General features: G+C 66.7%; 29 protein-coding genes. 24 read left to right on the top strand and 5 right to left on the bottom strand.

The features are described from left to right. Position 1: 1 nt before the first annotated feature. From CEX87_RS13470 to CEX87_RS13455, 4 genes are read left to right on the top strand one after another with little or no spacing between them, the layout of a single operon-like run. Positions 2 to 1,630, top strand: coding sequence for an acyl-CoA dehydrogenase family protein (locus tag CEX87_RS13470; protein WP_064427267.1), 1,629 nt, complete (start codon positions 2 to 4; stop codon positions 1,628 to 1,630). Further along, positions 1,627 to 2,565: a crotonase/enoyl-CoA hydratase family protein gene (locus CEX87_RS13465; RefSeq protein WP_064419529.1), complete on the top strand. Its 939-nt coding sequence runs from the start codon at positions 1,627 to 1,629 to the stop codon at positions 2,563 to 2,565. The genes CEX87_RS13470 and CEX87_RS13465 overlap by 4 nt, the downstream gene beginning before the upstream one ends. Further along, positions 2,565 to 3,323, top strand: a complete 759-nt coding sequence (locus CEX87_RS13460) for a PaaX family transcriptional regulator C-terminal domain-containing protein (RefSeq protein ID WP_094287674.1) — start codon at positions 2,565 to 2,567, stop codon at positions 3,321 to 3,323. Before CEX87_RS13465 ends, CEX87_RS13460 begins: the two co-directional genes overlap by 1 nt. Continuing rightward, positions 3,320 to 4,084: a crotonase/enoyl-CoA hydratase family protein gene (locus CEX87_RS13455; RefSeq protein WP_064419528.1), complete on the top strand. Its 765-nt coding sequence runs from the start codon at positions 3,320 to 3,322 to the stop codon at positions 4,082 to 4,084. Before CEX87_RS13460 ends, CEX87_RS13455 begins: the two co-directional genes overlap by 4 nt. Positions 4,085 to 4,188: 104 nt before the next feature. On the opposite strand, the gene CEX87_RS13450 is transcribed toward CEX87_RS13455, so the two are convergent. After that, positions 4,189 to 4,596, bottom strand: a complete 408-nt coding sequence (locus CEX87_RS13450) for a DUF3060 domain-containing protein (RefSeq protein WP_094287672.1) — start codon at positions 4,594 to 4,596, stop codon at positions 4,189 to 4,191. Between the two features lie 2 nt (positions 4,597 to 4,598). Next, the gene (locus tag CEX87_RS13445) at positions 4,599 to 5,033 is read right to left on the bottom strand and encodes a DUF3060 domain-containing protein (protein WP_064400143.1); all 435 of its coding nucleotides are present in this window, start codon (positions 5,031 to 5,033) and stop codon (positions 4,599 to 4,601) included. An 86-nt stretch (positions 5,034 to 5,119) separates the two neighbouring features. Here CEX87_RS13445 and CEX87_RS13440 point away from each other — a divergent pair, with 86 nt between their 5' ends. The 10 genes from CEX87_RS13440 to CEX87_RS13395 all read left to right on the top strand — a co-directional run bounded on the left by CEX87_RS13440 (position 5,120) and on the right by CEX87_RS13395 (position 13,218). Further along, positions 5,120 to 5,650, top strand: a complete 531-nt coding sequence (locus CEX87_RS13440) for a DUF3558 domain-containing protein (protein WP_064426572.1) — start codon at positions 5,120 to 5,122, stop codon at positions 5,648 to 5,650. Positions 5,651 to 5,653: 3 nt separating this feature from the next. After that, on the top strand, positions 5,654 to 6,181 hold the full coding sequence (locus tag CEX87_RS13435; protein ID WP_064426573.1) for a DUF3558 family protein: 528 nt from the start codon (positions 5,654 to 5,656) through the stop codon (positions 6,179 to 6,181). A 143-nt stretch (positions 6,182 to 6,324) separates the two neighbouring features. Continuing rightward, on the top strand, positions 6,325 to 7,212 hold the full coding sequence (locus CEX87_RS13430; RefSeq protein WP_094287670.1) for a tyrosine-type recombinase/integrase: 888 nt from the start codon (positions 6,325 to 6,327) through the stop codon (positions 7,210 to 7,212). Continuing rightward, the gene (locus tag CEX87_RS13425) at positions 7,209 to 7,484 is read left to right on the top strand and encodes a hypothetical protein (protein WP_094287668.1); all 276 of its coding nucleotides are present in this window, start codon (positions 7,209 to 7,211) and stop codon (positions 7,482 to 7,484) included. Before CEX87_RS13430 ends, CEX87_RS13425 begins: the two co-directional genes overlap by 4 nt. 106 nt (positions 7,485 to 7,590) lie before the next feature. Beyond that, positions 7,591 to 7,830, top strand: coding sequence for a hypothetical protein (locus tag CEX87_RS13420; protein WP_094287666.1), 240 nt, complete (start codon positions 7,591 to 7,593; stop codon positions 7,828 to 7,830). Further along, the gene (locus CEX87_RS13415; protein ID WP_094287664.1) at positions 7,827 to 10,361 is read left to right on the top strand and encodes a phage/plasmid primase, P4 family; all 2,535 of its coding nucleotides are present in this window, start codon (positions 7,827 to 7,829) and stop codon (positions 10,359 to 10,361) included. Before CEX87_RS13420 ends, CEX87_RS13415 begins: the two co-directional genes overlap by 4 nt. A 389-nt stretch (positions 10,362 to 10,750) precedes the next feature. Further along, positions 10,751 to 10,999, top strand: a complete 249-nt coding sequence (locus CEX87_RS13410) for a hypothetical protein (protein WP_094287663.1) — start codon at positions 10,751 to 10,753, stop codon at positions 10,997 to 10,999. 312 nt (positions 11,000 to 11,311) lie between these two features. Beyond that, positions 11,312 to 11,659, top strand: coding sequence for a P27 family phage terminase small subunit (locus tag CEX87_RS13405; protein WP_198957220.1), 348 nt, complete (start codon positions 11,312 to 11,314; stop codon positions 11,657 to 11,659). Then, on the top strand, positions 11,652 to 11,837 hold the full coding sequence (locus CEX87_RS13400; protein ID WP_094287662.1) for a hypothetical protein: 186 nt from the start codon (positions 11,652 to 11,654) through the stop codon (positions 11,835 to 11,837). The genes CEX87_RS13405 and CEX87_RS13400 overlap by 8 nt, the downstream gene beginning before the upstream one ends. Before the next feature lie 274 nt (positions 11,838 to 12,111). Beyond that, positions 12,112 to 13,218: a hypothetical protein gene (locus CEX87_RS13395; protein ID WP_094287661.1), complete on the top strand. Its 1,107-nt coding sequence runs from the start codon at positions 12,112 to 12,114 to the stop codon at positions 13,216 to 13,218. 49 nt (positions 13,219 to 13,267) lie between these two features. Here CEX87_RS13395 and CEX87_RS13390 read toward each other — a convergent pair whose 3' ends face one another. Continuing rightward, complete coding sequence (locus CEX87_RS13390; RefSeq protein WP_094287660.1) at positions 13,268 to 13,558, bottom strand: hypothetical protein; 291 nt, start codon at positions 13,556 to 13,558, stop codon at positions 13,268 to 13,270. Positions 13,559 to 13,725: 167 nt separating this feature from the next. On the opposite strand from CEX87_RS13390, the gene CEX87_RS13385 reads away from it, so the two are divergent. The 9 genes from CEX87_RS13385 (at position 13,726) to CEX87_RS13345 (ending at position 23,211) form a co-directional block, all read left to right on the top strand. Then, on the top strand, positions 13,726 to 14,313 hold the full coding sequence (locus CEX87_RS13385; RefSeq protein ID WP_064419526.1) for a TetR/AcrR family transcriptional regulator: 588 nt from the start codon (positions 13,726 to 13,728) through the stop codon (positions 14,311 to 14,313). Positions 14,314 to 14,646: 333 nt separating this feature from the next. Continuing rightward, on the top strand, positions 14,647 to 15,021 hold the full coding sequence (gene rpsL, locus CEX87_RS13380) for a 30S ribosomal protein S12 (RefSeq protein WP_064345572.1): 375 nt from the start codon (positions 14,647 to 14,649) through the stop codon (positions 15,019 to 15,021). Beyond that, the gene (rpsG, locus tag CEX87_RS13375) at positions 15,021 to 15,491 is read left to right on the top strand and encodes a 30S ribosomal protein S7 (RefSeq protein ID WP_064400139.1); all 471 of its coding nucleotides are present in this window, start codon (positions 15,021 to 15,023) and stop codon (positions 15,489 to 15,491) included. The genes rpsL and rpsG overlap by 1 nt, the downstream gene beginning before the upstream one ends. Positions 15,492 to 15,578: 87 nt before the next feature. Further along, entirely contained in the window at positions 15,579 to 17,684 is a 2,106-nt protein-coding gene (fusA, locus tag CEX87_RS13370; protein WP_082693965.1) for an elongation factor G, read from the top strand. 162 nt (positions 17,685 to 17,846) lie between these two features. Then, positions 17,847 to 19,037 (top strand): elongation factor Tu, encoded by a 1,191-nt coding sequence (tuf, locus tag CEX87_RS13365; protein WP_064400138.1) that lies wholly within the window; start codon positions 17,847 to 17,849, stop codon positions 19,035 to 19,037. A gap of 204 nt (positions 19,038 to 19,241) precedes the next feature. Next, positions 19,242 to 20,114, top strand: coding sequence for a cutinase family protein (locus CEX87_RS13360; RefSeq protein WP_064419525.1), 873 nt, complete (start codon positions 19,242 to 19,244; stop codon positions 20,112 to 20,114). 461 nt (positions 20,115 to 20,575) lie between these two features. Next, the gene (locus CEX87_RS27235) at positions 20,576 to 21,007 is read left to right on the top strand and encodes a hypothetical protein (RefSeq protein ID WP_158220774.1); all 432 of its coding nucleotides are present in this window, start codon (positions 20,576 to 20,578) and stop codon (positions 21,005 to 21,007) included. A gap of 350 nt (positions 21,008 to 21,357) precedes the next feature. Further along, positions 21,358 to 22,194, top strand: a complete 837-nt coding sequence (locus tag CEX87_RS13350; protein ID WP_064426574.1) for an SHOCT domain-containing protein — start codon at positions 21,358 to 21,360, stop codon at positions 22,192 to 22,194. A 186-nt stretch (positions 22,195 to 22,380) separates the two neighbouring features. Next, entirely contained in the window at positions 22,381 to 23,211 is an 831-nt protein-coding gene (locus CEX87_RS13345) for a mycofactocin-coupled SDR family oxidoreductase (protein ID WP_064426624.1), read from the top strand. 2 nt (positions 23,212 to 23,213) lie between these two features. Here CEX87_RS13345 and rocD read toward each other — a convergent pair whose 3' ends face one another. Both rocD and ddaH read right to left on the bottom strand, forming a co-directional pair. Continuing rightward, positions 23,214 to 24,449: an ornithine--oxo-acid transaminase gene (gene rocD, locus CEX87_RS13340; RefSeq protein ID WP_082693966.1), complete on the bottom strand. Its 1,236-nt coding sequence runs from the start codon at positions 24,447 to 24,449 to the stop codon at positions 23,214 to 23,216. Further along, a complete protein-coding gene (gene ddaH / locus CEX87_RS13335; RefSeq protein WP_198957219.1) occupies positions 24,422 to 25,273 on the bottom strand; it encodes a dimethylargininase in 852 nt (283 codons plus the stop codon). Before ddaH ends, rocD begins: the two co-directional genes overlap by 28 nt. A 113-nt stretch (positions 25,274 to 25,386) precedes the next feature. Here ddaH and CEX87_RS13330 point away from each other — a divergent pair, with 113 nt between their 5' ends. Continuing rightward, entirely contained in the window at positions 25,387 to 25,833 is a 447-nt protein-coding gene (locus CEX87_RS13330) for an Lrp/AsnC family transcriptional regulator (RefSeq protein ID WP_064400206.1), read from the top strand. Positions 25,834 to 25,841 lie beyond the last annotated feature (8 nt).

Here is a 25,841-nt window from a genome sequence, read left to right as displayed (position 1 = left end):
CATGCCAGATACGCATGTCGTCACCAACCAGGCCCCTCCGCTGGAGGACTACAACCCGGCGACCTCGCCCGTGCTCACCGAGGCGCTGATCCGCGAGGGCGGCGAATGGGGCCTTGACGAGGTCACCGAGTTGGGCGCGCTGTCGGGCTCGCAGCAGGCGCAGCGCTGGGGCGAGCTGGCCGACCGCAACCAGCCGATTCTGCGCACGCACGACCGCTACGGCCATCGCGTCGACGAGGTCGAGTACGACCCCGCCTACCACTCGCTGATGACCGTGGCCATCAGGCACGGCTTGCATGCCGCACCGTGGGCCGACGATCGGCCGGGAGCACACGTCGTGCGCGCCGCCAAGACCTCGGTGTGGACACCCGAACCCGGTCACATCTGCCCGATCTCGATGACCTACGCCGTGGTGCCTGCACTGCGCCACAACCCCGAACTGGCGGCGGTGTATGAGCCGCTGCTGGTCAGTCGCGAGTACGACCCCGAGCTCAAGGTGCCTACCACCAAGGCCGGTATCACCGCCGGCATGTCGATGACCGAGAAGCAGGGCGGATCCGATGTGCGGGCCGGCACCACCGAGGCGGCCCCCAACGGCGACGGCAGTTACTCACTGCGCGGGCACAAGTGGTTCACCTCGGCGCCGATGTGCGACATCTTCCTGGTGCTCGCCCAAGCGCCCGGCGGGCTCTCGTGCTTCCTGTTGCCGCGAGTTCTGCCCGACGGCAGCCGCAACCGGATGTTCCTGCAGCGACTCAAAGACAAGCTCGGCAACCACGCCAACGCGTCGTCGGAGGTGGAATACGACGGCGCCGTCGCCTGGCTCGTCGGCGAAGAGGGCCGCGGCGTGCCGACCATCATCGAGATGGTCAACCTGACACGTTTGGACTGCGCGCTCGGCAGCGCGACCAGCATGCGCAACGGGCTCGCCCGCGCGATCCATCACACCCAGCACCGAAAGGCGTTCGGCGAGTACCTGATCGATCAGCCGCTGATGCGCAATGTGCTGGCCGACCTCGCGGTCGAGGCCGAGGCGGCCACGATCCTGGCGATGCGCATGGCCGGCGCGACCGATGCCGCAGTGCGCGGCGACACCCGCGAGACCCTGCTGCGGCGCATCGGCCTGGCGGCCGGCAAGTACTGGGTGTGCAAACGCGCCACCCCGCACGCGGCCGAGGCGATGGAGTGCCTGGGCGGCAACGGCTATGTCGAGGAGTCGGGCATGCCGCGGCTGTACCGGGAAGCGCCGCTGATGGGCATCTGGGAGGGGTCTGGCAACGTCAGCGCGCTGGATACGTTGCGCGCCATGGCGACTCGCCCGGAGTGCATCGACGTGCTGTTCGACGAACTCGGTCGGACCGCGGGTGCGGACGCGCGTCTCGATGCCCACGTCGAGGTATTGCGGCCGGCCCTGGGTGAACTCGAGACCATTCAGTACCGCGCCCGCAAGGTTGCCGAGGACATCAGCCTCGCGCTGCAGGGTTCGCTGTTGGTGCGCCACGGGCACCCCGCCGTCGCGGAAGCGTTCTTGGCCACCCGGATGGGTGGCGCCTGGGGCGGTGCGTTCGGAACCCTGCCCACCGGACTCGATCTCGCGCCGATCATCGAACGTGCTTTGGTCAAGGGATGACCCACGCGATCAGGCCGGTCGACTTCGACGATCTGAAGACCATGACCTACGAGGTCACGGACCGGGTCGCCCGCATCACGTTCAACCGACCGGAGAAGGGTAACGCGATCGTCGCGGACACACCGCTGGAGTTGTCCGCGCTCGTCGAACGCGCCGACCTCGACCCGAACGTACACGTGATTCTGGTTTCCGGTCGGGGCGAAGGGTTCTGCGCCGGATTCGATCTGTCCGCCTACGCCGAGGGATCGTCGTCTGCCGGTGGCGGTAGCCCCTACCGCGACACCGTGCTGTCGGGCAGGACGCAGGCCGTCAACCACCTGCCGGATCAGCCGTGGGACCCGATGATCGACTACCAGATGATGAGTCGGTTCGTCCGCGGCTTCTCCAGCCTGATGCACTGTGACAAGCCGACGGTGGTCAAGATCCACGGTTACTGTGTCGCGGGCGGCACCGACATCGCGCTGCACGCCGATCAGGTGATCGCCGCTTCAGACGCCAAGATCGGCTACCCGCCGACCCGCGTGTGGGGGGTGCCCGCGGCCGGGATGTGGGCCCACCGCCTCGGCGATCAGCGCGCCAAACGCCTTCTGCTGACCGGGGATTCGATAACGGGTGCGCAGGCCGCCGAATGGGGGTTGGCGGTCGAGGCGCCGCCGCCCGAGGAGCTGGATGCGCGCACCGAACGGTTGGTGGAGCGGATCTCCCGCGTACCGATCAACCAGCTGATCATGGTCAAGCTGGCGATGAACTCCGCGCTGTATTCGCAGGGGACGGCCAACAGCGCGATGGTCTCCACCGTCTTCGACGGCATCGCCCGCCACACCCCAGAAGGGCACGCATTCGTGGCACAGTCACGCGAACACGGCTTCCGGGAGGCGGTCCGGCAGCGCGACGAGCCGTTCGGTGACCACGGCCGCAGGGCTTCGGAAGTCTGATGACGAAGTCGCTGTCGCGGATGACCGCCCGCTCCGTCGTGCTGAGCGTCCTGTTGGGGGCACATCCGGCATGGGCGACCGCGAGTGAACTGGTCAAGCTCACAGCAGATTTCGGCATCAGGGAGTCAACGGTGCGGGTCGCGTTGACGCGGATGGTCGGCGCAGGCGATCTGGTTCGTTCCGAGGACGGCTACCGGTTGTCCGACCGCTTGCTGGCGCGGCAACGACGGCAGGACGACGCCATCAACCCCCGGACGCGGCCGTGGCGCGGCGACTGGACCACGGTGGTGATCACCAGCATCGGGTCCGACCCCCGCGCCAGGGCCGGTTTGCGAAGCACGTTGCAAGACGGCCGATTCGCCGAACTGCGCGAGGGGGTGTGGCTGCGACCGGACAACCTGGACACCGCGCTGCCACCTGAGGTGTTGCATCGGGTACGGCTGTTGGTTTCCCGTGACGCCAAACCCGCCGAGTTGGTATGCCTGCTGTGGGATCTGCCGGCCTGGGCGCGGGAGGGCCAGTCGTTGCTCGACGAGATCGGCTCGGCGCCCGAGGTTCCCGACCGGTTCGTCGCTGCGACCGCAATCGTGCGTCACCTTCTCACCGATCCGGTGTTGCCGGAGGAACTGCTGCCCGACGACTGGCCGGGCGCGGCGCTGCGCTGCGCCTACAACGACTTTGCCGCGGAGTTGTCTGCGCGGCGCGATAACACTGGATTGTCGCTCACGCGACGCGACCAACTGATGGAGGCGAGATGACGGGCGGAGTGCGGGTCGAGAAGAACGGCGCCGTGACAACGGTGATCATGAATCGACCCGAGGCGCGCAACGCCGTCAACGGCCCTGCCGCCGCCGGGTTGTACGCCGCTTTCGACGAGTTCGACAAGGACGACTCGGCCGCCGTCGCGGTGTTGTGGGGTGACAACGGAACTTTCTGTGCCGGAGCGGATTTGAAGGCATTCGGAACGCCCGATGCCAACCCGGTACACCGCACCGGCCCCGGCCCGATGGGTCCGAGTCGAATGGTGTTGTCCAAACCGGTGATCGCGGCGGTCAGCGGCTACGCCGTGGCCGGCGGTCTGGAGTTGGCGTTGTGGTGCGATATGCGCGTCGTCGAGGAGGACGCGATCATGGGGGTGTTCTGCCGGCGTTGGGGTGTCCCGCTGATCGACGGTGGGACCGTGCGGTTACCGCGGTTGATCGGCCATAGCCGGGCGATGGACCTCATCCTCACCGGCCGTGCCGTCGACGCGGCGGAGGCCTTTGCGATGGGTTTGGCCAACCGGGTGGTGCCCACCGGTGAAGCACGCCAGCGGGCGGAGCAACTCGCCGCGGATCTGGCCCAGCTGCCGCAGCAGTGCATGCGCGCCGATCGGCTGTCGGCTCTGAGCCAGTGGGGCCGCTCGGAGCCCGAGGCGATGGACTTCGAGTTCGGCAGCATGTCGCGCGTCGCCGCCGAATCCCTGGAGGGGGCAGCCCGTTTCGCGGCCGGTGCGGGCAGGCACGGCGCCAACGCCTAGCGCAGCCTGCGGACCGTCGACCCGGCGCGAGCGACCGCAAAGTGCCGCAGACCCGCGGCGTGTCTTGTGCAGACACGGTCTCTCGCGCAGAAAAGAGCGGGGTTTCAGCCCTTGGTGATCGTGTTGTTGTTGCCGGTGTCGTTGATGTTCGGATCACCGTCTTTGTAGGTCACCGTGTTGTTGAGGCCGACGACGCTGATCTCCTTGTCGACCCGCTCGAAGGTGACTTTGTTGTCGGCGCCGCCGATGTTCACGTTCGCGCAGGTGCCCTTCACCGTGAGGGTGTTGTTCGACCCGCCGATGTTGAGCGATTTGCCGTCGGCGCAGTCGATGTCGGCGGTCGTGCCGAACGAGCCGTAGTTGATCGTGTTGCCGACCTCGACCTGGGCGCCCGACGTGCCCGCCGTCGCGGTGGGGGTGTTGGTGTCTGAGCTTTCGGATCCGCAGCCTGTGAACAGAAACGCGGCGGCGGCCGCACCGATGAGGGGATAGGCGATGGATGTGGCTCGCATGCTCATGCGGGTACCCGGTTGATGCGGTTGGTCATTCCCAGTTCACGTCCGCGGTCCAAGACGATCGGGTTGCCGCTTTTGTACAACACGGTCTGGTCCCACCCGTAGACCGTGATGTCGTTGATCACGTTGTCGGCGACGACGACATTGCCGTTGCCCTGCATCGTCACCGCCCAGCAGGTGCCCAGCGTGGTGATCTGATTGTTCGCGCCGTTGACGAGCAGCGTGGAGTTGGCGCAGTCGATCGTCTCGACAACACCGATACCGGTGATCGTGGTGTCGGTTCCCTGATGGCGACCGACGACGCTGTTGTCGGCGCACTCGCGCGCCAACGGGTTGCAGACCACCGGTTCCGCCTGCGCCACGGGAGCGGCGAGGATCAGCGGGAACACCACGGCGGATGCCGTCAGTGACCGAGTCACAGCTGTCCACATCATGGAGGAAGCGTACGTCGCGACCGGCGAGATCCACAGACGTTCACCCGAGTCGCTATTGACGGTCGCGCTAGGTAGCGTGAGCGGCGATGCGTTGGCGGTTTCCGATTGCTGTCGCGGCGGTCGTGGCGGTGGTGACGGTGGCGGGGTGTGCTGAGACCGTCAGCGGAACCGCGCAGCGAGCCACGCCGGCCGTACCGGATCCCGAACGGAACTACGGTTACGTCGACGACCGCTGCGCCCTGCTCGACGACGACACCGTCCAGGAGATCCTGGGAGCCGAGAGCGTCGTGCGGCCCTACAGCGGAGCGGTCTGCCAGTACGTGGCGTTCCGCGGCGACGTGACGATCGACGCGACGTTCTCCTGGTTCCAGACCGGAAACCTCGATCGCGAACGCGCGTTGGCCACCGAGCGCGGCGCGAAGATCACCGAGACCGTCATGGAACGCCATCCGGCGTTCGTCGCGCGCCGCGACGTCACGGGCGCGGCGTGCTCGGTCACCGCCGCGGCGGGCAGCGGGGTGCTGAGTTGGTGGGTGCAGTTTCGCAATCAGCGCGCCGGTGATCCGTGCCGGGAAGCCCACCAGCTCCTCTCGGCCACCCTGAAGTCGGAGATGTGACCCGTGCCCGCGCGCTGGACTCTCCGACTCGTCGCGCTCGCCGCCTGCGCCGCCACGCTGACGGCCTGCGGATCGTCCGATGACGCGCCGGCCTCTCCGGCGCCCGCGAACCCGGACGGCGGATTCCGCAGCGTGGACTGCAACGGGATCACCGACGCCGACATCGCGGCGGCCGCCGGGACGGACGGGTTCACCAAGGCCGTCGTCAGCGACGCGGGCTGCTTCTGGCAAGAGAACACCATGTTCGGCACCGTCGGCGCGGGGATGGGCATCTCGACCTGGTGGTACCGCGGCAGCGATATGGACACCGAGCGGTCGTTGGAACAACAGGCCGGCCGCACCTTGACCGAACTCTCCGTCGACGGCAACAAAGGCTTCAAGGCGTTCGACGGAAATGCGTGCAGCTTCTATGTGGCCAAGGGCGGCGACGTCATCACCTGGTCCATCCAGACCATGAACCCCGCGACGCTGCCCGACCTGTGCTCGATCACCGAGCAACTCGCCGAGCTCAGCCAGGAGCGCGTCAACTGACTGCGAGCGTACTAGAGGTGTTAATCTACAGTCGATCCGTTCGTCGATATGCGCTCTAGCTGCGAGTTTACTACACCAGCACCGTGCACAGCGCTCCCACTGTAGGATTATTCCGAACTCGGAAGTTTGCGGAGGGTTGCCCCATGCTGGATTTGGACGATCTGCTCACGTCGTGGCTGCGCAGGCTCAAGGGTGAGCGCAAGAGCCGCCACACCATCGCCAGCTACGGCACCTCCGTGCGGTCGTTCCTGGCGTTCTGCCGCGACACCGGTCGGCCTGTCGAATTGTCCCGTGACAACGTCGTCGCCTACATGGGGTCGCGCAGCGGGGAGGTGTCCACGGCTCGGCTGAACCTGTCGGTGCTGAAAATCTTCGCCCGCTGGATCGCCACCGAGGAGGACTACGACCCGTCCGAGGTGTTGTCGGTGCGAGCGCCCAAACCCGACCAGCGCAGTGTGCCCGACCTGACCGACAACGAGGTGGCCCGGCTGCTCAAGGCGTGCGAGGGCACCGAACTGCGCGACAAGCGCGATAAGGCGCTGGTCGCCCTGTTCGCCGAGACCGGCTTGCGCGCCGCCGAGATGCTCGCCCTCGACGTCGCCGACGTGGACCTGGACCGCTGCGTCGTGCACGTGAAACGCGGCAAGGGGGGCAAAGGTCGTTACGTCCACTTCAGCGTCGGAACCGCCAGCGTTCTGGACCGTTACACCCGCGCCCGGCACCGCGCCGTCCTGCGCCCCACCGCCGGGCCGCTGTGGGTGTCGGCCAAAGGTGAGCGCCTCACCTACACCGGCATGCACACGGCGCTCAAGGCGCGCGCCGCCGACGCCGGAATCATCGGCTTTCACATGCACCGGCTGCGGCACACCGCGGCCGTGCGATGGCTGCGTGCTGGCGGTACCGAAACCGGCTTGATGGCTCACGCCGGTTGGACCAGCACCGCGATGGTCGGCAGATACGTCAAGGCCGCCTCAGAGGATCTCGCGGGTGAGGAGTTCACCCGTCTCGGTCTCGGCGTGGTGGACCTGTGAGCGCGCTTCATCGGTTCTTCTACGAGGACCCGTTGGTCGCTGCCAGGTGCACGCGCTGCGGCAAGCTGGTCGCCGTCTACTGGGGCCACGACGCCGGCTGCTCCGACTGCGACGGCGATGAGGGGTGGCGGTCCACCGGCAAGTGCCGGTGCAACCCGCCGCTTCCCGCGAGAAGTCAGATGGCCGCGCAGATCGCGAAAGCGTATGCCGCCAAACGGAAACGGCCCAAACGGAAACCGCTGCGCCACGCCGCAACCACGATCTACGTGTAGCAGGACCGACCGGCCGTTAGCATAGGGCTACACGCTTAGTCCATGCACCGGACACCCCACCCTCGGAGGCGAAGCGCTCCGGAAGCCTTGAAAGGGCCTCCGAAGCATGCTGTCCGCATCTGAGCGGGTGCTACGTGCACAACTTGCCGCCCATACGTCGTGGGCCAACACCCCAGATCGCAGCGCCCGAACCGCGCCGGGACGCCGGGCGCTGGAGGACAAGTGGCTCGCCGAAGCCGGTGGCGATCCGGTTCGCGCCGAGCATCTGCGCAAAGCGTTCTACGCCAAGATGGCGCTCAAGTCCGCTCAGGCCCGACGCCGTCGCAACGGTGGCGATGGCTCATGAAACGCGAAGCGCCGGGCCCCCTCTCAGAACCCGGCACCCGCACGGCGATCCAAACCGATAGCGACAGTCTAGGCGATGCCGGGCCGCTGACGGTGCCCGATCTGCCGCCCGACGTCGACACCCTGAGCGCCGCGCTGGCCTACGCCAAATGCGGGTTCTACGTGCTGCCGGTGCGCCGCACCGACCCCAAGAATCCCGGCAAGAATCCCGGCAGCGTCGTCGGTAACGACTGGACCGCCAAATCATCCCGCGACCCCAAGGTCATCGCCGCATGGTTCGCGGGCACCGACCACAACATCGCGTTGCACCTGGGCCGGTCCGGCGCTGTGGCGTTCGACGTAGACGACCCCGACAAGGTGCCCGACGCGCTCGCTACGGCGTGCGCCGCAGCGCCGTATCAGTCGAGCCGCCCCGACACGCCGGGCCGAGGGCACTACGTGTTCCGTCAGCCGCCCGGCCGCACGCTGGGCAACGGCACCGGCCGCCTGGCGGGCGGATGGGGCGAAGTCCGCGGCCACAACGGGGTGGTCATCGTCGCCCCGTCGTGGCACCCCGAGGGCGGCGAATACCGCTGGCAATGGGTCGGCCCGGTGCCGGTGCTGCCCGCTGGCGTCGCCGCCGACCTCGACGACGCCAGCCCCGCCGACGACGCCGCCACCGACGCCCAGATCGCGGCGTTTCTGACCTCGTGTGTCGGTGACAGCCGCCCAGGCGCGCTGGCCGGACTGGTCAAGGCGCTCGAGCGCAAGTACACCGCCGGGGAGTCCCGGCACCACTCGACGGTGACGGCGCTTGCCGGAGCGTGCAAAGAGGCAGCCGCGGGCCTGTATCCGGCGACAGCGGCCGTCGAGGCCATCAAGGCGCTGTTCCTTGCCGCCGTCGCCCGTGACCCGATGCCCGGCGGTAAGCAAGGTGCGCCGCGCGTGGGTCCGGTGGCTGAATCCGAGTGGCGCGGCATGCTGGCATGGGCGGTCGGCCAAGCGTTGGCCGCCGACCTCGACGCTGTTCGTGCCCGCGTGGACGACAAGCTGCCCGACAACTGGGCGTGGCTGAACAGGGTCGGCGCCAACGGGCAGCAGGAGGCATCGGCCGGTGAGCCCGAGGAGCCCACCGCCGAGGACACCGTCCCTGCGCTCAAGTCCCCTGCGCTCAAGTTCTCAGACGGCCACCGGCCCACCGACGTCGGCAACGCCGCCCGACTCCTGCAGGTCGCCGGGCACCGGCTCCGCTATGTGCACGCCTGGGGCAAGTGGCTCGTCTACCGGCGCGGCCGCTGGATCATCGACGAGAAGGACGCCCTGGTCACCGAGATCGCCAAGCAAGTGGCCAAGGGACTGTTCGAACTCGCCGCCAAGACCGCCGAGAACGAGCCCAACGGCGTCGCCAAGGCCGTATGGGCGTGGGCGCTCAAGTCCGGCACCTCGGGTGCCATCGCGGCGATGATCCGGTTGGCCCGCGGCGCGCCGGGAATCCTCGTCGACCACGAAGACCTCGACGCCGACCCGTGGCTGCTCAACGTCGCCAACGGCACCATCGACCTGCGCACCGGCCAGCTACGCCCCCACGACCCGGCCGACTTGTGCACCCTGCAGGCCCCCGTCGCCTACGACCCAGACGCCACCGCACCCCTGTGGGAGGAGTGCCTGCGACGGTGGCAACCCGACGATGACATCCGCGAGTATCTGCAAACCCGTGCCGGTGCCAGCGCCACCGGGGAGCCTACCGAGACCGTCGACATCGACTACGGCGGCGGCGGAAACGGCAAGTCGAGGTTCCACGGCGCGATTCAGCACGTCCTCGGCCCCTACACCGCCGTGCCCCACAAGTCCCTTCTTGTCGCCGGGCGCTTCGAACAACACCCCACCGTGGTCGCCGACCTGTTCCGCAAACGGCTGGCGGTGGCGTCGGAAACCAAGCACGCCGAAGCCCTCGACGACGAATCGGTCAAAAACCTCACCGGCGGCGACCGCCTCAAAGGCCGCCGGATGCGCGAGGACTCGTGGGAGTTCTGGCCCACCCACACCCTGATCATGTTCTCCAACCACAAGCCGTCTGTCGCCGGCCGGGACGAGGGCATCTGGCGGCGGCTGCGGCTGGTGCCGTGGGCGGTCACCATCCCCGAGGCCGAACGCGACGAGGGGCTCGCCGCCAAACTGCGGGCCGAAGCGCCGGGCATCTTGGCCTGGATCGTCGCCGGTGCCGTCCGGTTCAACAGCGCCGGGCTGCGCCCACCCGCCGTGGTCCGCGTCGCCACCGACCAGTACCGCAAGGACGAAGACGTCATCGGCCGGTTCATCGCCGAAACGCTGGAGTTCTCCCCGGCCCTGCGGTGCTTCTCCAGCGACCTCAAGAGGGAGCTCGACGCCTGGTGCGCCGAACAGGGCATCGAGACCCCGCCGCGGATGAACGAGATCGCGGCAACCCTCCGGGAAAGAGGCTGCGAAGTCGCTGGGCGCAAATCGATCCGCGGGCAACGGTCCACGCTTTGGCGCGGCGTGGCTGTCACCCAAAAAGAGGACGAAACGCCGTGACCTGCATTAATGCCACCCTTGCCACCCTCTCCTTATTCATTCCAGGAAAACGCACGCGCGAGAAACAAACCAACGGTGGGTGGCAAGGGTGGCAGCCCATCCGCGCCAGCAAACGAAAGGGCATCCGATGATCGACTGCCGACACTGCCGAGTCCCTGACGACCTCACACCGGGCCGACACCCGTGGGGCGACGGCCCGGCCCCCGCCTGGCACTGCCGTTGGTGCGGTCGCCACATCGGTCGGCGGGCACTTCACTTCGTCGTGATCGCGCGCTGGGCGCTTCGGTATGTCTTGTGCGCCGGGTGCTATCGCGCCGGACTGGCGCGCGATCTGCCCGCCGGTGATTGCACCAACCGCCCAGGAGCGTGGCGGCTGATTCTCGACGCCTATGAGCAGCACACCAGTCGGTGATCTGCGGCGCTTCCTGGCGTCGGTGCCCGCGCTGCCCGGCGCGGCGTGCAAGGGCCGAGGGCCGCTGTTCGACGGTGAGACGCCCGCCGACCGCATCCGAGCCGAACGGCTGTGCCGCGACGCCTGCCCGTCGCTGGGGCGCTGCCGTCGCTGGGTGGGCTCGCTGTCGCCCTCGCGGCGGCCGACCGGCGTGATCGCGGGCAAGTTCCGGGAAGGTCGCTGGTGAGGTGTTCAGAAGTTGAACACTCCGAGTTCGCCTGTCCCGCAATGGGTTTGACCAAATGGTCCTGGCATACCGAAAAAGATGTACGACCGTACCAGAAAGGCGCCGGGTTTGTTTTTTTCTGCTTGACTGGGCCGGCAACACCTGTCGCCCGCCGTTATAGGTTTAACGTCAGAGTTTGGCCCTGGAAAATTGAACCAGATTTGTGCGCCAACATGATTCGTCGTCACGAAGACGGGAAAGCGTCAGACTTACAGCATGTTTCGGCGCGTTACGTCCCGATTATACTCGGAACTGCTCGAAGGAGGCGGACGAATGGCGGCGAGGACAAACGCGCCGCGCGGGTTGGGCGATTCAGGTCGGCGACTGTGGCGGGCCGTGGTCGACGGCTGCGACGAAATCGACGAGCATGAGCGCGTCCTGCTGACCCGGTGCTGCCGGACCCTGGACGTCATCGACGGGCTTCAGAAGATCGTGGACGCCGAGGGCCTGATCACCGATTCGTCGCAGGGTGCCCGCGCACACCCGGCGCTGACCGAGATGCGCCAGCAAGAACTCAAGCTGGCCCGCCTGATGGCGACGCTCAAGCTGGACTTCGGAGCTGAGGTGGCCGTCCCGATGCGCGAACGCAAGACGCGATTCGAGGTGATGAAAGGTGCGTAGGCGCTGGCTTGAGTCACCCGGAGGTGAGGCCGTCGACGCCGACGCTTGGGATCGCGCCGATGCTCTCGGGCTGCCGCGCACCTGCGAGTCGGCGGCGTGGTCGCGTCCGGCGGGCCGCGACGAGATGGCCTGTGCCTTACACGGGTTGACGGTCGCCGAGCACGACACCCTGATCTGATCGGAGGCGACCCGCCGGGCCGATGGAGCCGCACTACTCGGACTCGCGCAGTTCGGGACGATCCGGCAGCCATTCTCTCCCGCGCGCCGGGGCCGATGTTGTCTCAAACCGGCGTGGTGCCCGGCGGGTCGCAATCCAGTGTCGCACCGATTTACACTCGGAGGTGCCCGGCGCTGCGCCGGGCTCGCCAGCCGAGAGGGCTTCGGTCGCTGAGAGGGCGTCGTTGGTCGAGAGGACCGTTCAGAAACGACGATTCCGAAAAGGACCCAGACCGATGCCACGATTCGACATCAACCAACTCGCCGAGCTTGAGCCTGCCGAGCTTGACGCGCGACTAGCCGAGTGCCGCAGTCGCATCAACACCCGATTCACCCTGGCCCATGACCAATGCCGCGACCTGAGCCCCGACGAGGCTGGGCAAACGGCCATCGACCGCGACGAGTTGACCGCGCTGGCCGCAGCGAAAGCCTTGAGGGCGGGCAACGATGAGCGCTCCGAGGTCATCGGTCGGGCGCTCGCCGAGGCGCGTTCGGCCGGGTGGCGCGGCGACGACGGCGGCCCGCTGGCCGAGTTCGCCGCCGGACTGGCCGCCGGGGTGCCTACACGGGCGGCGGTGGAGTGCCGCTCCGTCACCAGCGCGACAGCGGGCGCACGCGGCGCGGTGGCCGCCGAAGCGCTGGGACAGGCCGACTGGCTCTGGCAGGTGGCCAGTATCCCGTTCACGCCCGCCGACAGCCTGACCGTGGCCGGGCCGCGCTACGCCGCCCTGGTCGCCCAGGACGCCACGCCCGAGGAGGCCGACAAGCCCGCGATGGCCGATCCGGCCAAGGTCAGCGCCACGCTGGAGGCGTTCGGTGTGACCCAGGTGGTTTCGGACCAGGTGATCCGGTTCGGCATCGGCGCGACGGCGGTGAGCGCCCGACTCGCCAGCGAAGTGGTGTTCAGCGTGAACGCGGCGACCGCGGCGGCGCTGGAAACCGCGGCGGGCACCCCGCTGGGTTTCGCGGGCTCGCCCAGCTACAGCGCCGACCTGGGCATCGCCACGATATGGGCGCAGACCGGGGCGAAACCCACGCTGCTGCTGGTCAACCCGGCGGACTATCCGGAACTGTCCGACAAGGCCGCGGTCGGTCCCGGCGACACCATCGGCGCCGAAGTGGTGCGGTTCAACGGGGTTCCGCTGGCGGTCAACGCCGCGGTAACGGCAGGCGTCGGGGTGGTGCTCAACGGGCGGGCGTTCAGTGCGCACGGCACCGATGTACTGTTCGCCAGCCTGCCGAACCTGGGTGACAACACCGTCACGCTGCGGGCCGAGGCGTATTTCGCGTTGCTGCAGCACGACGCCGGTGCGGCCGTGGCCGTCGACCTGCTTGGCTCGTAACCCCCGTCTGCGCACCTGACCCCTCTCCGGCCGGGGAGGGGTCAGCAGTTCAATCGTCGTCACCTTCGGCGAGTCGGGCCTCCATTTCGGCGATCAGGCGCGCGGCGTCACCGACGATCGCAGCGTCGAGGGCTTCGTATTCGGCGGCGGCCCGCAGTAGGCCCAGCGCCAGACTGATCGCGCCCGCGGCGGTGCGCGTGCCGATCATCTGCGGCGCTTCAAGGGCGCTGCTCTGCGCCCAGAGATGGACGCAGTCGGGGCCGTGGGTGGTGAACACCCAACTGCCATCTTTGGTCCAGTCGTGGTGGGCGGGCGCTGCGGCGGGTCCGTTCCAGGTCATTGCGGGAGGTCCTTTCGGTTTGCGGGATGTCGGATAATGAGCGGCATAACGCTGGTCGGCGACCTTTGATTAGTCCTGACGGGCACAGCGCTGCCATTCCGGTTAGAGGTGTTAGTTTTCTCCGGGTATCAACCAGGACAGACCACACGGTAGGGGGCGAGGCGCGCATGGCACAGCCCCCGAGCACGTCGACCAGGAAGGCCCCCCGGCTCAGTCGCGAGACGATCGTCAGCGCCGCGCTGACCTTTCTGGATCGCGAAGGCTGGGATGCGCTGACCATCAACGCGCTCGCCACCCAGCTCGGCACCAAGGGCCCGTCGCTCTACAACCATGTCAACAGCCTCGAGGACCTGCGCAGAACAGTGCGGATGCGCGTCGTCGGCGATCTCATCGGCATGCTCACCAACGTCGCGGAGGGCCGCACCCGCGACGATGCGGTGACCGCGATGGCCAGTGCTTACCGCAGCTATGCGCATCACCATCCGGGACGGTATTCGGCCTTCACCAGGATGCCGCTCGGCGGCGACGACCCGGAGTTCACCGAAGCCACCCGGGCGGCCGCCGCGCCCGTCATTGCGGTCCTGGGCTCCTATGGTCTCGAGGGTGAGAACGCGTTCTATGCGGCGTTGGAATTCTGGTCGGCGATGCACGGTTTCGTCCTGCTGGAGATGACCGGGGCGATGGACGGTATCGACACCGACGCGGTGTACAGCGATATGGTGATGCGGTTGGCCTCCGGGATGGAGCGTCGTTAGCCACATACGCCACAGGCCTCCGGAGAAGGTCTTCTGACCTGCGGTTAGGGCATAATCGACGGGTTTGGAGCGCTGCCCCTGTCCTGGTATTGTGGACGATCGTGCCTGGCAGATAAGGCGCTTCGCGGGGCCGTGTACGAAAAGGACCTGCTAAGCGTGCCTGCACGCCGGGCCAATTCGCATGTCGCCATGCTCCGAGAATTGAGGCAATGCTTCGAATTGTTTCGGGCGGGCGCGTGCGACACACCCGGTCGCGGGGTACGTGCCCGGGGTAAAAGCGCAGTACACAGACTTGACCAGAACTTAAGAAGCAGCAACACAGAAAGCCGGTAGATGCCAACCATCCAGCAGCTGGTCCGCAAGGGTCGCCACGACAAGCCCGCCAAGGCGAAGACCGCGGCCCTCAAGGGCAGCCCGCAGCGCCGCGGAGTGTGCACCCGCGTGTACACGACCACCCCGAAGAAGCCGAACTCGGCGCTTCGGAAGGTCGCGCGCGTCAAGCTGACCAGCGCGGTCGAGGTCACGGCCTACATCCCGGGCGAGGGCCACAACCTGCAGGAGCACTCGATGGTGTTGGTGCGCGGCGGCCGTGTGAAGGACCTGCCCGGTGTGCGCTACAAGATCATCCGCGGCTCTCTGGACACCCAGGGCGTGAAAAACCGCAAGCAGGCGCGGAGCCGCTACGGCGCCAAGAAGGAGAAGAGCTGATGCCGCGCAAGGGACCGGCGCCCAAGCGTCCGTTGGTCAACGACCCGGTGTACGGGTCGCAGCTGGTGACTCAGCTGGTCAACAAGGTTCTGATGGACGGGAAGAAATCGTTGGCCGAGCGCATTGTTTATGGTGCGCTCGAACAGGCCCGCGACAAGACCGGCACCGATCCGGTGGTCACCCTCAAGCGCGCTCTGGACAACGTCAAGCCGGCACTCGAGGTTCGCAGCCGTCGCGTCGGTGGCGCCACCTACCAGGTTCCCGTGGAGGTGCGTCCGGATCGCTCGGTCACGCTGGCACTTCGTTGGCTGGTCAGCTTCTCCAAGGCCCGTCGCGAGAAGACGATGATCGAGCGCCTGGCGAACGAGATCCTCGACGCCAGCAATGGTCTGGGTGCCGCCGTCAAGCGGCGTGAGGACACCCACAAGATGGCCGAGGCAAACCGCGCGTTCGCGCACTACCGCTGGTGAGCGTCGAAGCTCGCTTCGGCGCGCGAGCGTAGCGAGCACGGCGATCCAGACCAGCCTTTAGACCGTTTACTTCCCGAAGGGAATGCTGTGGCACAGAAGGACGTGCTTACCGACCTGAACAAGGTCCGCAACATCGGCATCATGGCGCACATCGATGCCGGTAAGACCACGACGACCGAACGCATCCTGTACTACACCGGTGTCAACTACAAGATCGGTGAGACGCACGACGGCGCTTCGACCACCGACTGGATGGAGCAGGAGCAGGAGCGCGGTATTACCATCACCTCCGCGGCTGTCACCTGTTTCTGGAATGACAACCAGATCAACATCATCGACACCCCGGGCCACGTCGACTTCACCGTCGAGGTGGAGCGCAGCCTGCGTGTGCTCGACGGCGCCGTCGCGGTGTTCGACGGTAAAGAAGGTGTGGAACCGCAGTCCGAGCAGGTGTGGCGCCAGGCCGACAAGTACGACGTGCCGCGCATCTGCTTCGTCAACAAGATGGACAAGCTGGGCGCGGACTTCTACTTCACCGTGCGCACCATCGAGGAGCGCCTCGGCGCCACGCCGCTGGTGATTCAGCTGCCGATCGGCGCGGAGAACGACTTCATCGGCGTGGTCGACCTGGTCGAGATGCGCGCCAAGGTGTGGCGCGGCGAGACCGCCCTCGGTGAGAAGTACGAGGTCGAGGACATCCCCGCCGACCTGGCCGAGAAGGCCGAGGAGTACCGCACCAAGCTGCTCGAGGCGGTCGCCGAGACCGACGAGGAGCTGCTGGACAAGTACGTCGGCGGCGAGGAGATCTCGGTCGACGAGATCAAGGCCGCGATCCGCAAGCTGACCGTCAACTCGGAGCTGTACCCGGTGCTGTGCGGCAGCGCGTTCAAGAACAAGGGCGTGCAGCCCATGCTCGACGCGGTCATCGACTACCTGCCGTCGCCGCTGGACGTCGAGTCCGTGCAGGGTCACGTGCCCGGCAAAGAGGACGAGGCCATCAGCCGCAAGCCGTCGACCGACGAGCCGTTCTCGGCGCTCGCGTTCAAGATCGCGGTGCACCCGTTCTTCGGCAAGCTGACCTACGTTCGCGTCTACTCCGGCACCGTCGAGTCCGGTTCGCAGGTCATCAACTCCACCAAGGGCAAGAAGGAGCGGCTGGGCAAGCTGTTCCAGATGCACGCCAACAAGGAGAACCCGGTCGAGCGGGCTTCCGCGGGGCACATCTACGCGGTGATCGGTCTCAAGGACACCACCACCGGTGACACGCTGTCGGACGCCAACGAGCAGATCGTGCTCGAGTCGATGACGTTCCCGGACCCGGTCATCGAGGTGGCCATCGAGCCCAAGACCAAGAGCGATCAGGAGAAGCTCGGTACGGCGATCCAGAAGCTGGCCGAAGAGGACCCGACGTTCAAGGTCCACCTGGACCAGGAGACCGGCCAGACCGTCATCGGCGGGATGGGCGAGCTTCACCTCGACATCCTCGTCGACCGGATGAAGCGCGAGTTCAAGGTCGAGGCCAATGTGGGCAAGCCGCAGGTGGCCTACCGCGAGACCATCAAGCGCAAGGTCGAGAAGGTCGAGTTCACCCACAAGAAGCAGACGGGTGGTTCGGGCCAGTTCGCCAAGGTCATCATCGACCTCGAGCCGTTCACCGGCGAGGACGGGGCGACCTACGAGTTCGAGAACAAGGTCACCGGCGGCCGTATCCCGCGCGAGTACATCCCGTCGGTCGACGCCGGCGCACAGGACGCCATGCAGTACGGCGTGCTGGCCGGCTACCCGCTGGTCAACCTCAAGGTCACGCTGCTCGACGGCGCCTACCACGAGGTGGACTCGTCGGAAATGGCCTTCAAGGTCGCAGGTTCGCAGGTGCTGAAGAAAGCGGCACAGGCTGCGCAGCCGGTGATCCTCGAGCCGATCATGGCGGTCGAAGTGACCACACCCGAGGACTACATGGGTGAAGTGATCGGTGACCTGAACTCCCGCCGTGGTCAGATCCAGGCCATGGAGGAGCGATCGGGTGCCCGCGTCGTCAAGGCGTTGGTACCGCTGTCGGAGATGTTCGGCTACGTCGGCGACCTTCGGTCGAAGACCCAGGGCCGGGCTAACTACTCCATGGTGTTCGACTCGTACGCCGAAGTTCCGGCGGCCGTGTCGAAGGAGATCATCGCGAAGGCGACGGGGCAGTGAGGACACGAGGGCGCCAGCCCGAGGCCCGGAGCTGGCTCGGAGTCGAGCAATCGATCATCGCGAAGGCGACGGGGCAGTAACCCCGGTTGGTTCGCGGCGAGAAACAACTGCAAAGATCAACACTGCTTTAGACAAGCACTAACAGTCCAGGAGGACCACACAGTGGCGAAGGCGAAGTTCGAGCGGACGAAGCCGCACGTCAACATCGGGACCATTGGTCACGTTGACCACGGCAAGACGACGCTGACCGCAGCAATCACCAAGGTGCTGCACGACAAGTTCCCGGAGTTGAACGAGTCGCGCGCATTCGACCAGATCGACAATGCGCCTGAGGAGCGTCAGCGCGGCATCACGATCAACATCTCCCACGTGGAGTACCAGACCGACAAGCGCCACTACGCGCACGTCGATGCCCCCGGTCACGCCGACTACATCAAGAACATGATCACCGGTGCCGCCCAGATGGACGGCGCGATCCTGGTGGTCGCGGCGACCGACGGCCCGATGCCGCAGACGCGTGAGCACGTGCTGCTCGCCCGTCAGGTCGGCGTGCCCTACATCCTGGTCGCGTTGAACAAGGCTGACGCGGTCGACGACGAGGAGCTCATTGAGCTCGTCGAGATGGAGGTCCGCGAACTGCTGGCCGCCCAGGACTTCGACGAGGAGGCTCCGGTCATCCGCGTGTCGGCGCTCAAGGCGCTCGAGGGCGACGAGAAGTGGGTCAAGTCGGTCGAGGAGCTCATGGAGGCCGTCGACGAGTCGATCCCGGACCCCGTCCGCGAGACCGACAAGCCGTTCCTAATGCCCGTCGAGGACGTCTTCACCATCACCGGCCGCGGCACCGTGGTCACCGGTCGCGTCGAGCGTGGCGTGATCAACGTGAACGAGGAAGTCGAGATCGTCGGCATCCGCCCCGACACCACCAAGACCACGGTCACCGGTGTCGAGATGTTCCGCAAGCTGCTCGACCAGGGCCAGGCCGGCGACAACGTCGGTCTGCTGCTGCGCGGCATCAAGCGTGAGGACGTCGAGCGCGGTCAGGTCGTCGTGAAGCCCGGCACCACCACGCCGCACACCGAGTTCGAGGGCCAGGTCTACATCCTGTCCAAGGACGAGGGCGGCCGGCACACGCCGTTCTTCAACAACTACCGTCCGCAGTTCTACTTCCGCACCACGGACGTGACCGGCGTCGTGACGCTGCCGGAGGGCACCGAGATGGTGATGCCCGGTGACAACACCGACATCTCCGTCAAGCTGATCCAGCCCGTCGCGATGGACGAGGGCCTGCGGTTCGCCATCCGCGAGGGTGGCCGCACCGTCGGCGCCGGCCGGGTCACCAAGATCGTCAAGTGATCTAGTTCTGTCGCGAAGCGGCGCTCACCTATCCGGTGGGCGCCGCTTTCGTTTGTGTGCTTCGCGAGACGTACAAGGGGGCTGCGATTCTTCGACGATCGCGACCCTGGTGTACGTCTCGCGAATGTGGGCAGTAACGCACGCGGACGCCTCGACGATGTATTTCGCGTATGCCCTGGTCGGGGCGAAGAAGGGTAAGGGTTCATGTTCGGTCGTCTCACCACGCTCGCCAGCGCCGCCGCGATCGCCGGCGCCGCATTCGCGGGTATTTCCACGGCTTCGGCTCAGGCCGCGCCCGACTGCCCCGATGTGCACTGGTTCGGCGCCGCGGGGTCCGGACAGCGTGACGGCGATCTGAGCTCGAACGCCGGAATGGGCGACGACATCTACCAGTCCTACCTCGACGTGCAGCAGCTGGTGACCGCCGACGGACGGACGATGACGGCCGAGGCCGTCGCATACCCGGCGATCGCGGTGCCCGATGACGACGGCGGCGTCGGGGAGTGGCTCGGCTTCATGGGCAGCGTCGACACCGGCGCAGCTGCTCTCGAGTCGCAGTACACGGCGTTCACCCAGCGTTGCCCGGAGTCGAAGGTGGTGCTCGCCGGCTATTCGCAGGGGGCGATGGTGGTGCACCGCAATCTGCACGCCGCGGGGACGAACCCGAACGTGGTGGCCGCGTTGCTGATCGCCGACGGTGACCGCCTGCCCGCCGACCCGACCATCAACATCGGCTCGGTTAGCAGCGTCCCCGGCGCCGGCAAGGGAGTCGCGCAGGACTGGCCGATTCTGGCTCACGCACCCAAGCCGCTCCCGCCGGCCATCGGCGCCCGAACGATCAGCGTGTGTGAGCTCGGCGATGCCGTCTGCGACTATGACCCCGACGCCGAAGAAGTGTCGAAGGTCGCGACGCTGATCCACACCAGCTATACGAAGTCTTCCGGTGGATACCGCTGGACTCAGCCGCTGTATCAACTCATCGGCCCCGGCCCCGTTACGCCTGATGTGCCCGAGGCCCTCCCGGTCATCCCGCTGGCCGCGGCGACGCCGATGGCTGCGACGGCGCCGAGCGAGTAACCGCTCGCCGGGCGGTCCACAGCACGATCGCACCCGCAACCAGGAGAAGCGCACCGAGCGCGGCAAGTATGGAGTCGATCGCACGCGCAGCTGGTATTCCGTTGTGCTGCAACACTTCCAGTACGGTCGATCTCCGGCCAGCGATACCCCGGCCGCCTCTCCGGCCCGCTCGGGACGCACCACCGCCTGCGTCGCGACCGTCGTGAACGCATAGACCAGTCCGAGAGTCAGACCGCACGCGCTGAGCGCGAGCAGATAGAGCGCCCACCCGCGGGATCCGGCGAGTGCGCAGAGGCTCAGGGCGGCGACGACCGCCGTCGCACCCATCACCACTACCGGTGCGCGACGGGTGGCGAGCCTGCCGGCCAGCACACCGCCGATGGCCGCGCCCGCCGCCGGGCCCAGAAAAAATCAGCCCGGCGGTCAACGGGTTCAGTCCACGAACGTCCTGCAGGGACACCGTGGACAAGAAGATGGTCACCGCGTACACGATGTTGGCGACCGCGGCGGCCAACACCAGAATCGTGAATCTCGCGTTGCGGACCAGCGACAGATCGACCAGCGGCCACCGGACTCTGTTTTCGACGACGACGAAGGCGGCCAGCGCAAGCAGTGATCCGGAGAACGCGATCAGCGTCGTCGCCGAGACCCACCCTCGGCCGGGCGCGCGTTCAAAGGTCAAGGTGAACAATCCGATTCCCGTGCTGATGAGCGCCAGCCCGGACACGTCGATTCGCGAGCGACACCAGGGTCAGAGGCAGGTTGAGCCAGAAGATCCACCGCCAGCCGATGGTAGCGGTGAACAGCCCGCCGATGAGTGGGCCTGCCGCGTTCCCCAAAGCCGCTATGCCATAGCCAATCCGATCGTGTGGCTGGCCTTGCGGCTCTGGTAGGCGTTGGTCAGCACGCTGACGGACACAGGGAAGATCAAGGCTGCGCCGATCCCTTGCGCCACCTGGAAGGCAATCAGCACGCCCAGAGACGGCGCCAGCGCACAGGCCACCGAAGCCGCCCCGAACAACGCGACGCCCGTCAGCAGCGCCTTCGTCGGCCATCCGGGGAAGGGCGAGATTCATCGCGAAGTAGTCGATCTGCACACCGAACAGTGCCATCGCGACGGCCGTCAGGGTCCTCCTCGACCGGGTCTCTGCTCCCGACGGCATCGCCCGACGATACGGCTCCCAGGCGGTCGATTGGCGTTAATCTGACACGCAGGCCGCGGACGACGGGAGTGTGACAGGCGATGTTGTGGCGTTACATCAAGGTCCAAGCCTTCGTGCTGCTGTGCGGGATCGTCGGGCCGATCTTCCTGGTGATCTACTTCGCCACGGGCAGCGACCCGATGCTGAAGTGGATGTTCTGGACGGGCTTGCTGATCACCGCCGCCGACGTGCTGATCGCGCTGGCGATCACCGCGGGGGGAGCCCGATCGGCCGCCAGGACCGCCGAACTCGAGCAGACGGGAGTGCTGGCGCTCGCCCAAGTCACCGGTATTCACGAAACCGGAACGCGGATCAACGAACAACCGTTGGTGAAGCTGGACCTACAGATCGCCGGACCCGGCATCGTGCCGTTCGCCAGCCAGGATCGGGTGATCGCCTCGATCGCGAGGCTGCCGATGATCACCAACCGGAAACTGGTCGCGCTGGTCGACCCGATGACGAGCGAGTATCAGATCGATTGGGAGCGAAGCGGCTTGGTCAGCGGGATGATGCCCGCCACCTTCACCATCGCCGAGGACAACCGGACATACGATCTGACGGGTCAAGCCGAGCCGCTGATGGAGATTCTGCAAATCCTCAAGGCCAACAACATCGGTCTTAACAACATGATCGATCTGCGATCGAATCCCACTGCACGCCAACAGGTTCAAGAAGTGGTGCGCCGGGCTGCCGCACGCCAGGCGCGAGCCGCCGCAGCGCAGCCTCCTCCTGCCGCACCGTCCGCGACGGCCTCCACCGCGCCCCCTCAACCGTCGACCGCGCAGCGCTTGCAGGAACTGGAGACGCTGCGCGCGATGGGGTCGATCTCCGAGGACGAGTACTCGGCGAAGCGCCAGCAGATAATCGCCGACCTCTAGCCTTTGTCCGAAGTCACGCGGGCTTCTAGAACACGTTCCAGTTCGGCTGTTAACCTGTCGGAGGACTCTCACCTCCGGTGAGCGACCGCGAATGTCCGCGCCGGGGCGGCGTGTTGCGTACAGACACGGTCGCTCGCATGGGGCAGGTTCCTGGAAGGAGCAGCGGTGACGGGGATCAACCGACCACTGGAAGGCCGAGTGGCCTTCATCACCGGGGCCGCACGCGGCCAGGGCCGGGCGCACGCGGTTCGTCTGGCCACCGAAGGCGCCGACATCATCGCGATCGACATCTGCGCCCCGATATCGGAGACCATCACCTACCCGATGGGGACCTCCGAAGAACTGGCCGAGACGGTGCGCGCGGTGGAAGCGACGGGCCGCAAAGCGCTCGCCCGCGAGGTCGACATTCGGGACCTGGCCGCGCTGCAGCAGGTAGTGGCCGACGGTGTCGAGCAGTTCGGCAGGCTCGACATCCTGGTCGCCAACGCTGGTGTGCTCAGCTGGGGCCGCATCTGGGAGATGTCGGAAGAGCAGTGGGACACCGTCATCGACGTCAATCTGAACGGGACGTGGCGCACCATCCGGGCGACGCTGCCCGCGATGATCGCCGCGGGTAACGGCGGATCGGTCATCATCGTCAGTTCATCGGCCGGGCTGAAGGCGACCCCGGGCAACGCGCATTACGCGGCATCCAAGCACGGTCTGACCGCGCTCACGAACTCGTTGGCGATCGAGGCCGGCGAGTTCGGAATCCGGGTGAACTCGATCCATCCGTACTCCATCGAGACGCCGATGGTCGAGAAGGACGCGATGATGGCCATCTTCGCCAAGCATCCGAGCTATCTGCACAGCTTCGCGCCGATGCCGTACAACCCGCTCGACGAGGAGAACAAGGGTCTTCAGGGCTTCATGGAACCCGACGAAGTGGCCGACGTCGTCGCGTGGCTCGCCGGTGACGGATCGAAAACGCTTTCCGGCAGCCAGATCGCCGTCGACCGCGGCGCGATGAAGCACTGAAGCTAGTTCGCTAGAACGGCCGCGAACTGGTCGACGGCCCAGTCGATCTCGTCGTCGGTGATCACCAGTGGAGGAGCGAACCGCAGGGTCGAACCATGGGTGTCCTTGACGAGGACGCCGCGGCGCGCCAAGCGCACGCTGACATCTTTGGCCGTACCCGAGCCCGGATCGATGTCGACGCCGGCCCACAGGCCCTTGCCGCGGACCGCGGTGACACCCCGGCCGATCAACTGCCGCAATCTCTGGTGCATGTGCGCGCCGAGTTCGGCTGAGCGGCACTGGAATTGGCCACGCTGCAACATCGCCACCACCGTGGAGCCGATCGCTGCGGCCAGCGGATTTCCACCGAAAGTGGAGCCGTGCTCGCCGGGATGCAGTACACCGAGGATGCCGGAGTCGGCCACCACCGCCGACAATGGCATCACGCCTCCGCCGAGCGCCTTTCCGAGCAGGTAGACGTCGGGAACCACGTCCCAGTGCTCACAGGCGAACGTCTTCCCGGTGCGGGCCAGGCCGGACTGAATCTCGTCGGCGATCAACAGCACGTTGCGCTGTGAGCACAGCGACCGCAGACGCGGCAGGAAGTCGTCGGGCGGGACGATGATTCCGGCCTCACCCTGGATCGGTTCAATCAGCACGGCGACGGTGTTGTCGTCGATCACGTCGGCGAAGGCGTCGGTGTCACCGAACGGCACGGCGCGGAATCCTGGGGTGTACGGGCCGAAGCCGCGCCGGGCCGTCTCATCGTCGGAGAAGCTGACGATTGTCGTGGTCCGGCCATGAAAGTTGTTGTGCGCCACTACGATATTCGCCGCGTTGGCGGGGATGCCCTTGACGTCGGTGCCCCATTTGCGGGCCACCTTGATCCCGCTTTCGACCGCTTCGGCGCCGCTGTTCATCGGCAGCACCATGTTCTTGCCGCAGAGCCCGGCCAGTGCCGCACAGAAGGGTGCGAGCCGGTCGGAGTGGAACGCGCGGCTGACCAACGTCACGGTGTCCAGTTGCGCGTGTGCGACCGCGGTGATCTCCGGATTGCGGTGGCCGAAGTTGACCGCCGAGTAAGCGGCCAGGCAGTCCAGGTAGCGACGGCCCTGAACATCGGTGATCCACGCGCCCTCGGCGCTGGCTGCCACCACCGGTAGCGGGTCGTAGTTATGCGCCACACAGTGGTCGTCGATCGGGATCGCGGCACCCGTCGCTTCCAGCGTGATCACGAATGCACCTCCAACGTGCAGCATTTGATCGATCCGCCGCCCTTGAGCAGTTCGGAGAGGTCGACGCCGACGGGGTTGAACCCGGCGTCGCGCAGTTGGGCGGCAAAGTCGGTCGCCGCGGTCGGCAGCACGACGTTGCGACCGTCGGACACCACGTTGAGGCCGAAGGCGTAGGCGTCGGAACTGGTCACCTCGATCGCATCGGGGAACAGCGTTCGCAGGCTTACCCGAGAGGCGTTGCTGAACGCGGGCGGGTAGTACGCCACCGTAGTGTCGTCGAGCACCGCGAGGGCGGTATCGAGGTGGTAGAACCGAGGATCGACCAACTCGAAGCTGTACGTCGGTCGCCCGACCAACTGCGCGATCTCGCCGTGTGCACGTCGATCCGTCCGAAACCCGTATCCGGCCAACAGGATCGAACCGGCGACGAGAAGGTCGCCCTGACCCTCGTTGGTGTGGCGCGTCTGTACGGGTGCGTATCCATGGCGGACCATCCAATCGCCGTACGCAACCGCCTCGCCAGCGCGCTGCGGGTAGGCGAAGTTCGCGACCACCGCTGTAGCGCCGACCACCAGGCCGCCGTTGGCGGCGTACACCATGTCGGGCAGTCCGGAGACCGGCTCGACGAGGTCGACGACGTGCCCGAGTTCCTGGTACGTGCGCCTCAACGTCTCCCACTGGGTGAGGGCCAGCGCGGTATCGACGGGCGTTTCGATGTCCATCCACGGGTTGATCGAGTACTCGACAGCGAAGTGTGTCGGCGCGGTCATGACGTAGTGGCGCGCTCGGGCTTTACGTCTGCGGTGGCGACCCGACCGCGAGGGCGTCGCGACACTGAAAGACGTCATGAATCAACGGTAGAGACGGTTTCTGCTGCAATCCATTGCTGTTTATTGCGTGTCTAGCAGCAATTTATTGTGTACAGTCACGCCAAGCGGTGATTTATTGTGCGGAGGTGACCGTGGACCGCCTCGACGCGACCGACGAGCAGATCCTCGCGGCGCTGACCGATGACGCCCGCGCGACCTACGCCGAAATCGGGGAGCAGGTCAATCTGTCCGCGCCCGCGGTCAAACGCCGGGTCGACCGCATGCTCGACAACGGCGTCATTCGCGGCTTCACGACCGTTGTCGACCGGGCCGCCCTGGGCTGGACCACCGAGGCGTACGTGCAGGTCTTCCGTCACGGAACCATTGCCCCAGAACAACTGCGGGCGGCGTGGATCGACATCCCCGAAGTCATCAGCGCAGCCACCGTCACCGGCACCGCCGACGCGATCCTGCACGTCGTGGCGCGCGACATGCGCCACCTCGAAGAGGCGTTGGAGCGCATCCGTTCGGCCGCCCACGTCGAGCGCAGCGAGAGCGTCGTCGTGCTGACCAACGTCATCGACCGCGATCGCGGCTGAGCGCCATT

The sequence above is a fragment of the Mycobacterium lehmannii genome (assembly GCF_002245535.1).
In the GTDB taxonomy this organism is placed as follows: Bacteria; Actinomycetota; Actinomycetes; order Mycobacteriales; family Mycobacteriaceae; genus Mycobacterium; species Mycobacterium lehmannii.
Note: the sequence above shows the minus strand (reverse complement) of the source record. Positions and strands in the feature narration are given on the sequence as shown.

Bases quoted from the DNA above. Each gene is read 5' to 3' on its own strand.
- CEX87_RS13390 (WP_094287660.1), bottom strand. From the start codon at position 13,558: ATGACCTGGAACGGACCCGCCGCAGCGCCCGCCCACCACGACTGGACC.
- rpsG (WP_064400139.1), top strand. From the start codon at position 15,021: ATGCCGCGCAAGGGACCGGCGCCCAAGCGTCCGTTGGTCAACGACCCG.
- CEX87_RS13360 (WP_064419525.1), top strand. From the start codon at position 19,242: ATGTTCGGTCGTCTCACCACGCTCGCCAGCGCCGCCGCGATCGCCGGC.
- rpsL (WP_064345572.1), top strand. From the start codon at position 14,647: ATGCCAACCATCCAGCAGCTGGTCCGCAAGGGTCGCCACGACAAGCCC.
- CEX87_RS13460 (WP_094287674.1), top strand. From the start codon at position 2,565: ATGACGAAGTCGCTGTCGCGGATGACCGCCCGCTCCGTCGTGCTGAGC.
- CEX87_RS13395 (WP_094287661.1), top strand. From the start codon at position 12,112: ATGCCACGATTCGACATCAACCAACTCGCCGAGCTTGAGCCTGCCGAG.
- rocD (WP_082693966.1), bottom strand. From the start codon at position 24,449: ATGCTGCACGTTGGAGGTGCATTCGTGATCACGCTGGAAGCGACGGGT.
- CEX87_RS13465 (WP_064419529.1), top strand. From the start codon at position 1,627: ATGACCCACGCGATCAGGCCGGTCGACTTCGACGATCTGAAGACCATG.
- CEX87_RS13430 (WP_094287670.1), top strand. From the start codon at position 6,325: ATGCTGGATTTGGACGATCTGCTCACGTCGTGGCTGCGCAGGCTCAAG.
- CEX87_RS13385 (WP_064419526.1), top strand. From the start codon at position 13,726: ATGGCACAGCCCCCGAGCACGTCGACCAGGAAGGCCCCCCGGCTCAGT.
- CEX87_RS13470 (WP_064427267.1), top strand. From the start codon at position 2: ATGCCAGATACGCATGTCGTCACCAACCAGGCCCCTCCGCTGGAGGAC.
- CEX87_RS13420 (WP_094287666.1), top strand. From the start codon at position 7,591: ATGCTGTCCGCATCTGAGCGGGTGCTACGTGCACAACTTGCCGCCCAT.
- CEX87_RS13415 (WP_094287664.1), top strand. From the start codon at position 7,827: ATGAAACGCGAAGCGCCGGGCCCCCTCTCAGAACCCGGCACCCGCACG.
- CEX87_RS13350 (WP_064426574.1), top strand. From the start codon at position 21,358: ATGTTGTGGCGTTACATCAAGGTCCAAGCCTTCGTGCTGCTGTGCGGG.
- CEX87_RS13450 (WP_094287672.1), bottom strand. From the start codon at position 4,596: ATGCGAGCCACATCCATCGCCTATCCCCTCATCGGTGCGGCCGCCGCC.
- CEX87_RS13405 (WP_198957220.1), top strand. From the start codon at position 11,312: ATGGCGGCGAGGACAAACGCGCCGCGCGGGTTGGGCGATTCAGGTCGG.
- CEX87_RS13440 (WP_064426572.1), top strand. From the start codon at position 5,120: ATGCGTTGGCGGTTTCCGATTGCTGTCGCGGCGGTCGTGGCGGTGGTG.
- ddaH (WP_198957219.1), bottom strand. From the start codon at position 25,273: ATGACGTCTTTCAGTGTCGCGACGCCCTCGCGGTCGGGTCGCCACCGC.
- CEX87_RS13455 (WP_064419528.1), top strand. From the start codon at position 3,320: ATGACGGGCGGAGTGCGGGTCGAGAAGAACGGCGCCGTGACAACGGTG.
- CEX87_RS13445 (WP_064400143.1), bottom strand. From the start codon at position 5,033: ATGATGTGGACAGCTGTGACTCGGTCACTGACGGCATCCGCCGTGGTG.
- CEX87_RS13410 (WP_094287663.1), top strand. From the start codon at position 10,751: ATGAGCAGCACACCAGTCGGTGATCTGCGGCGCTTCCTGGCGTCGGTG.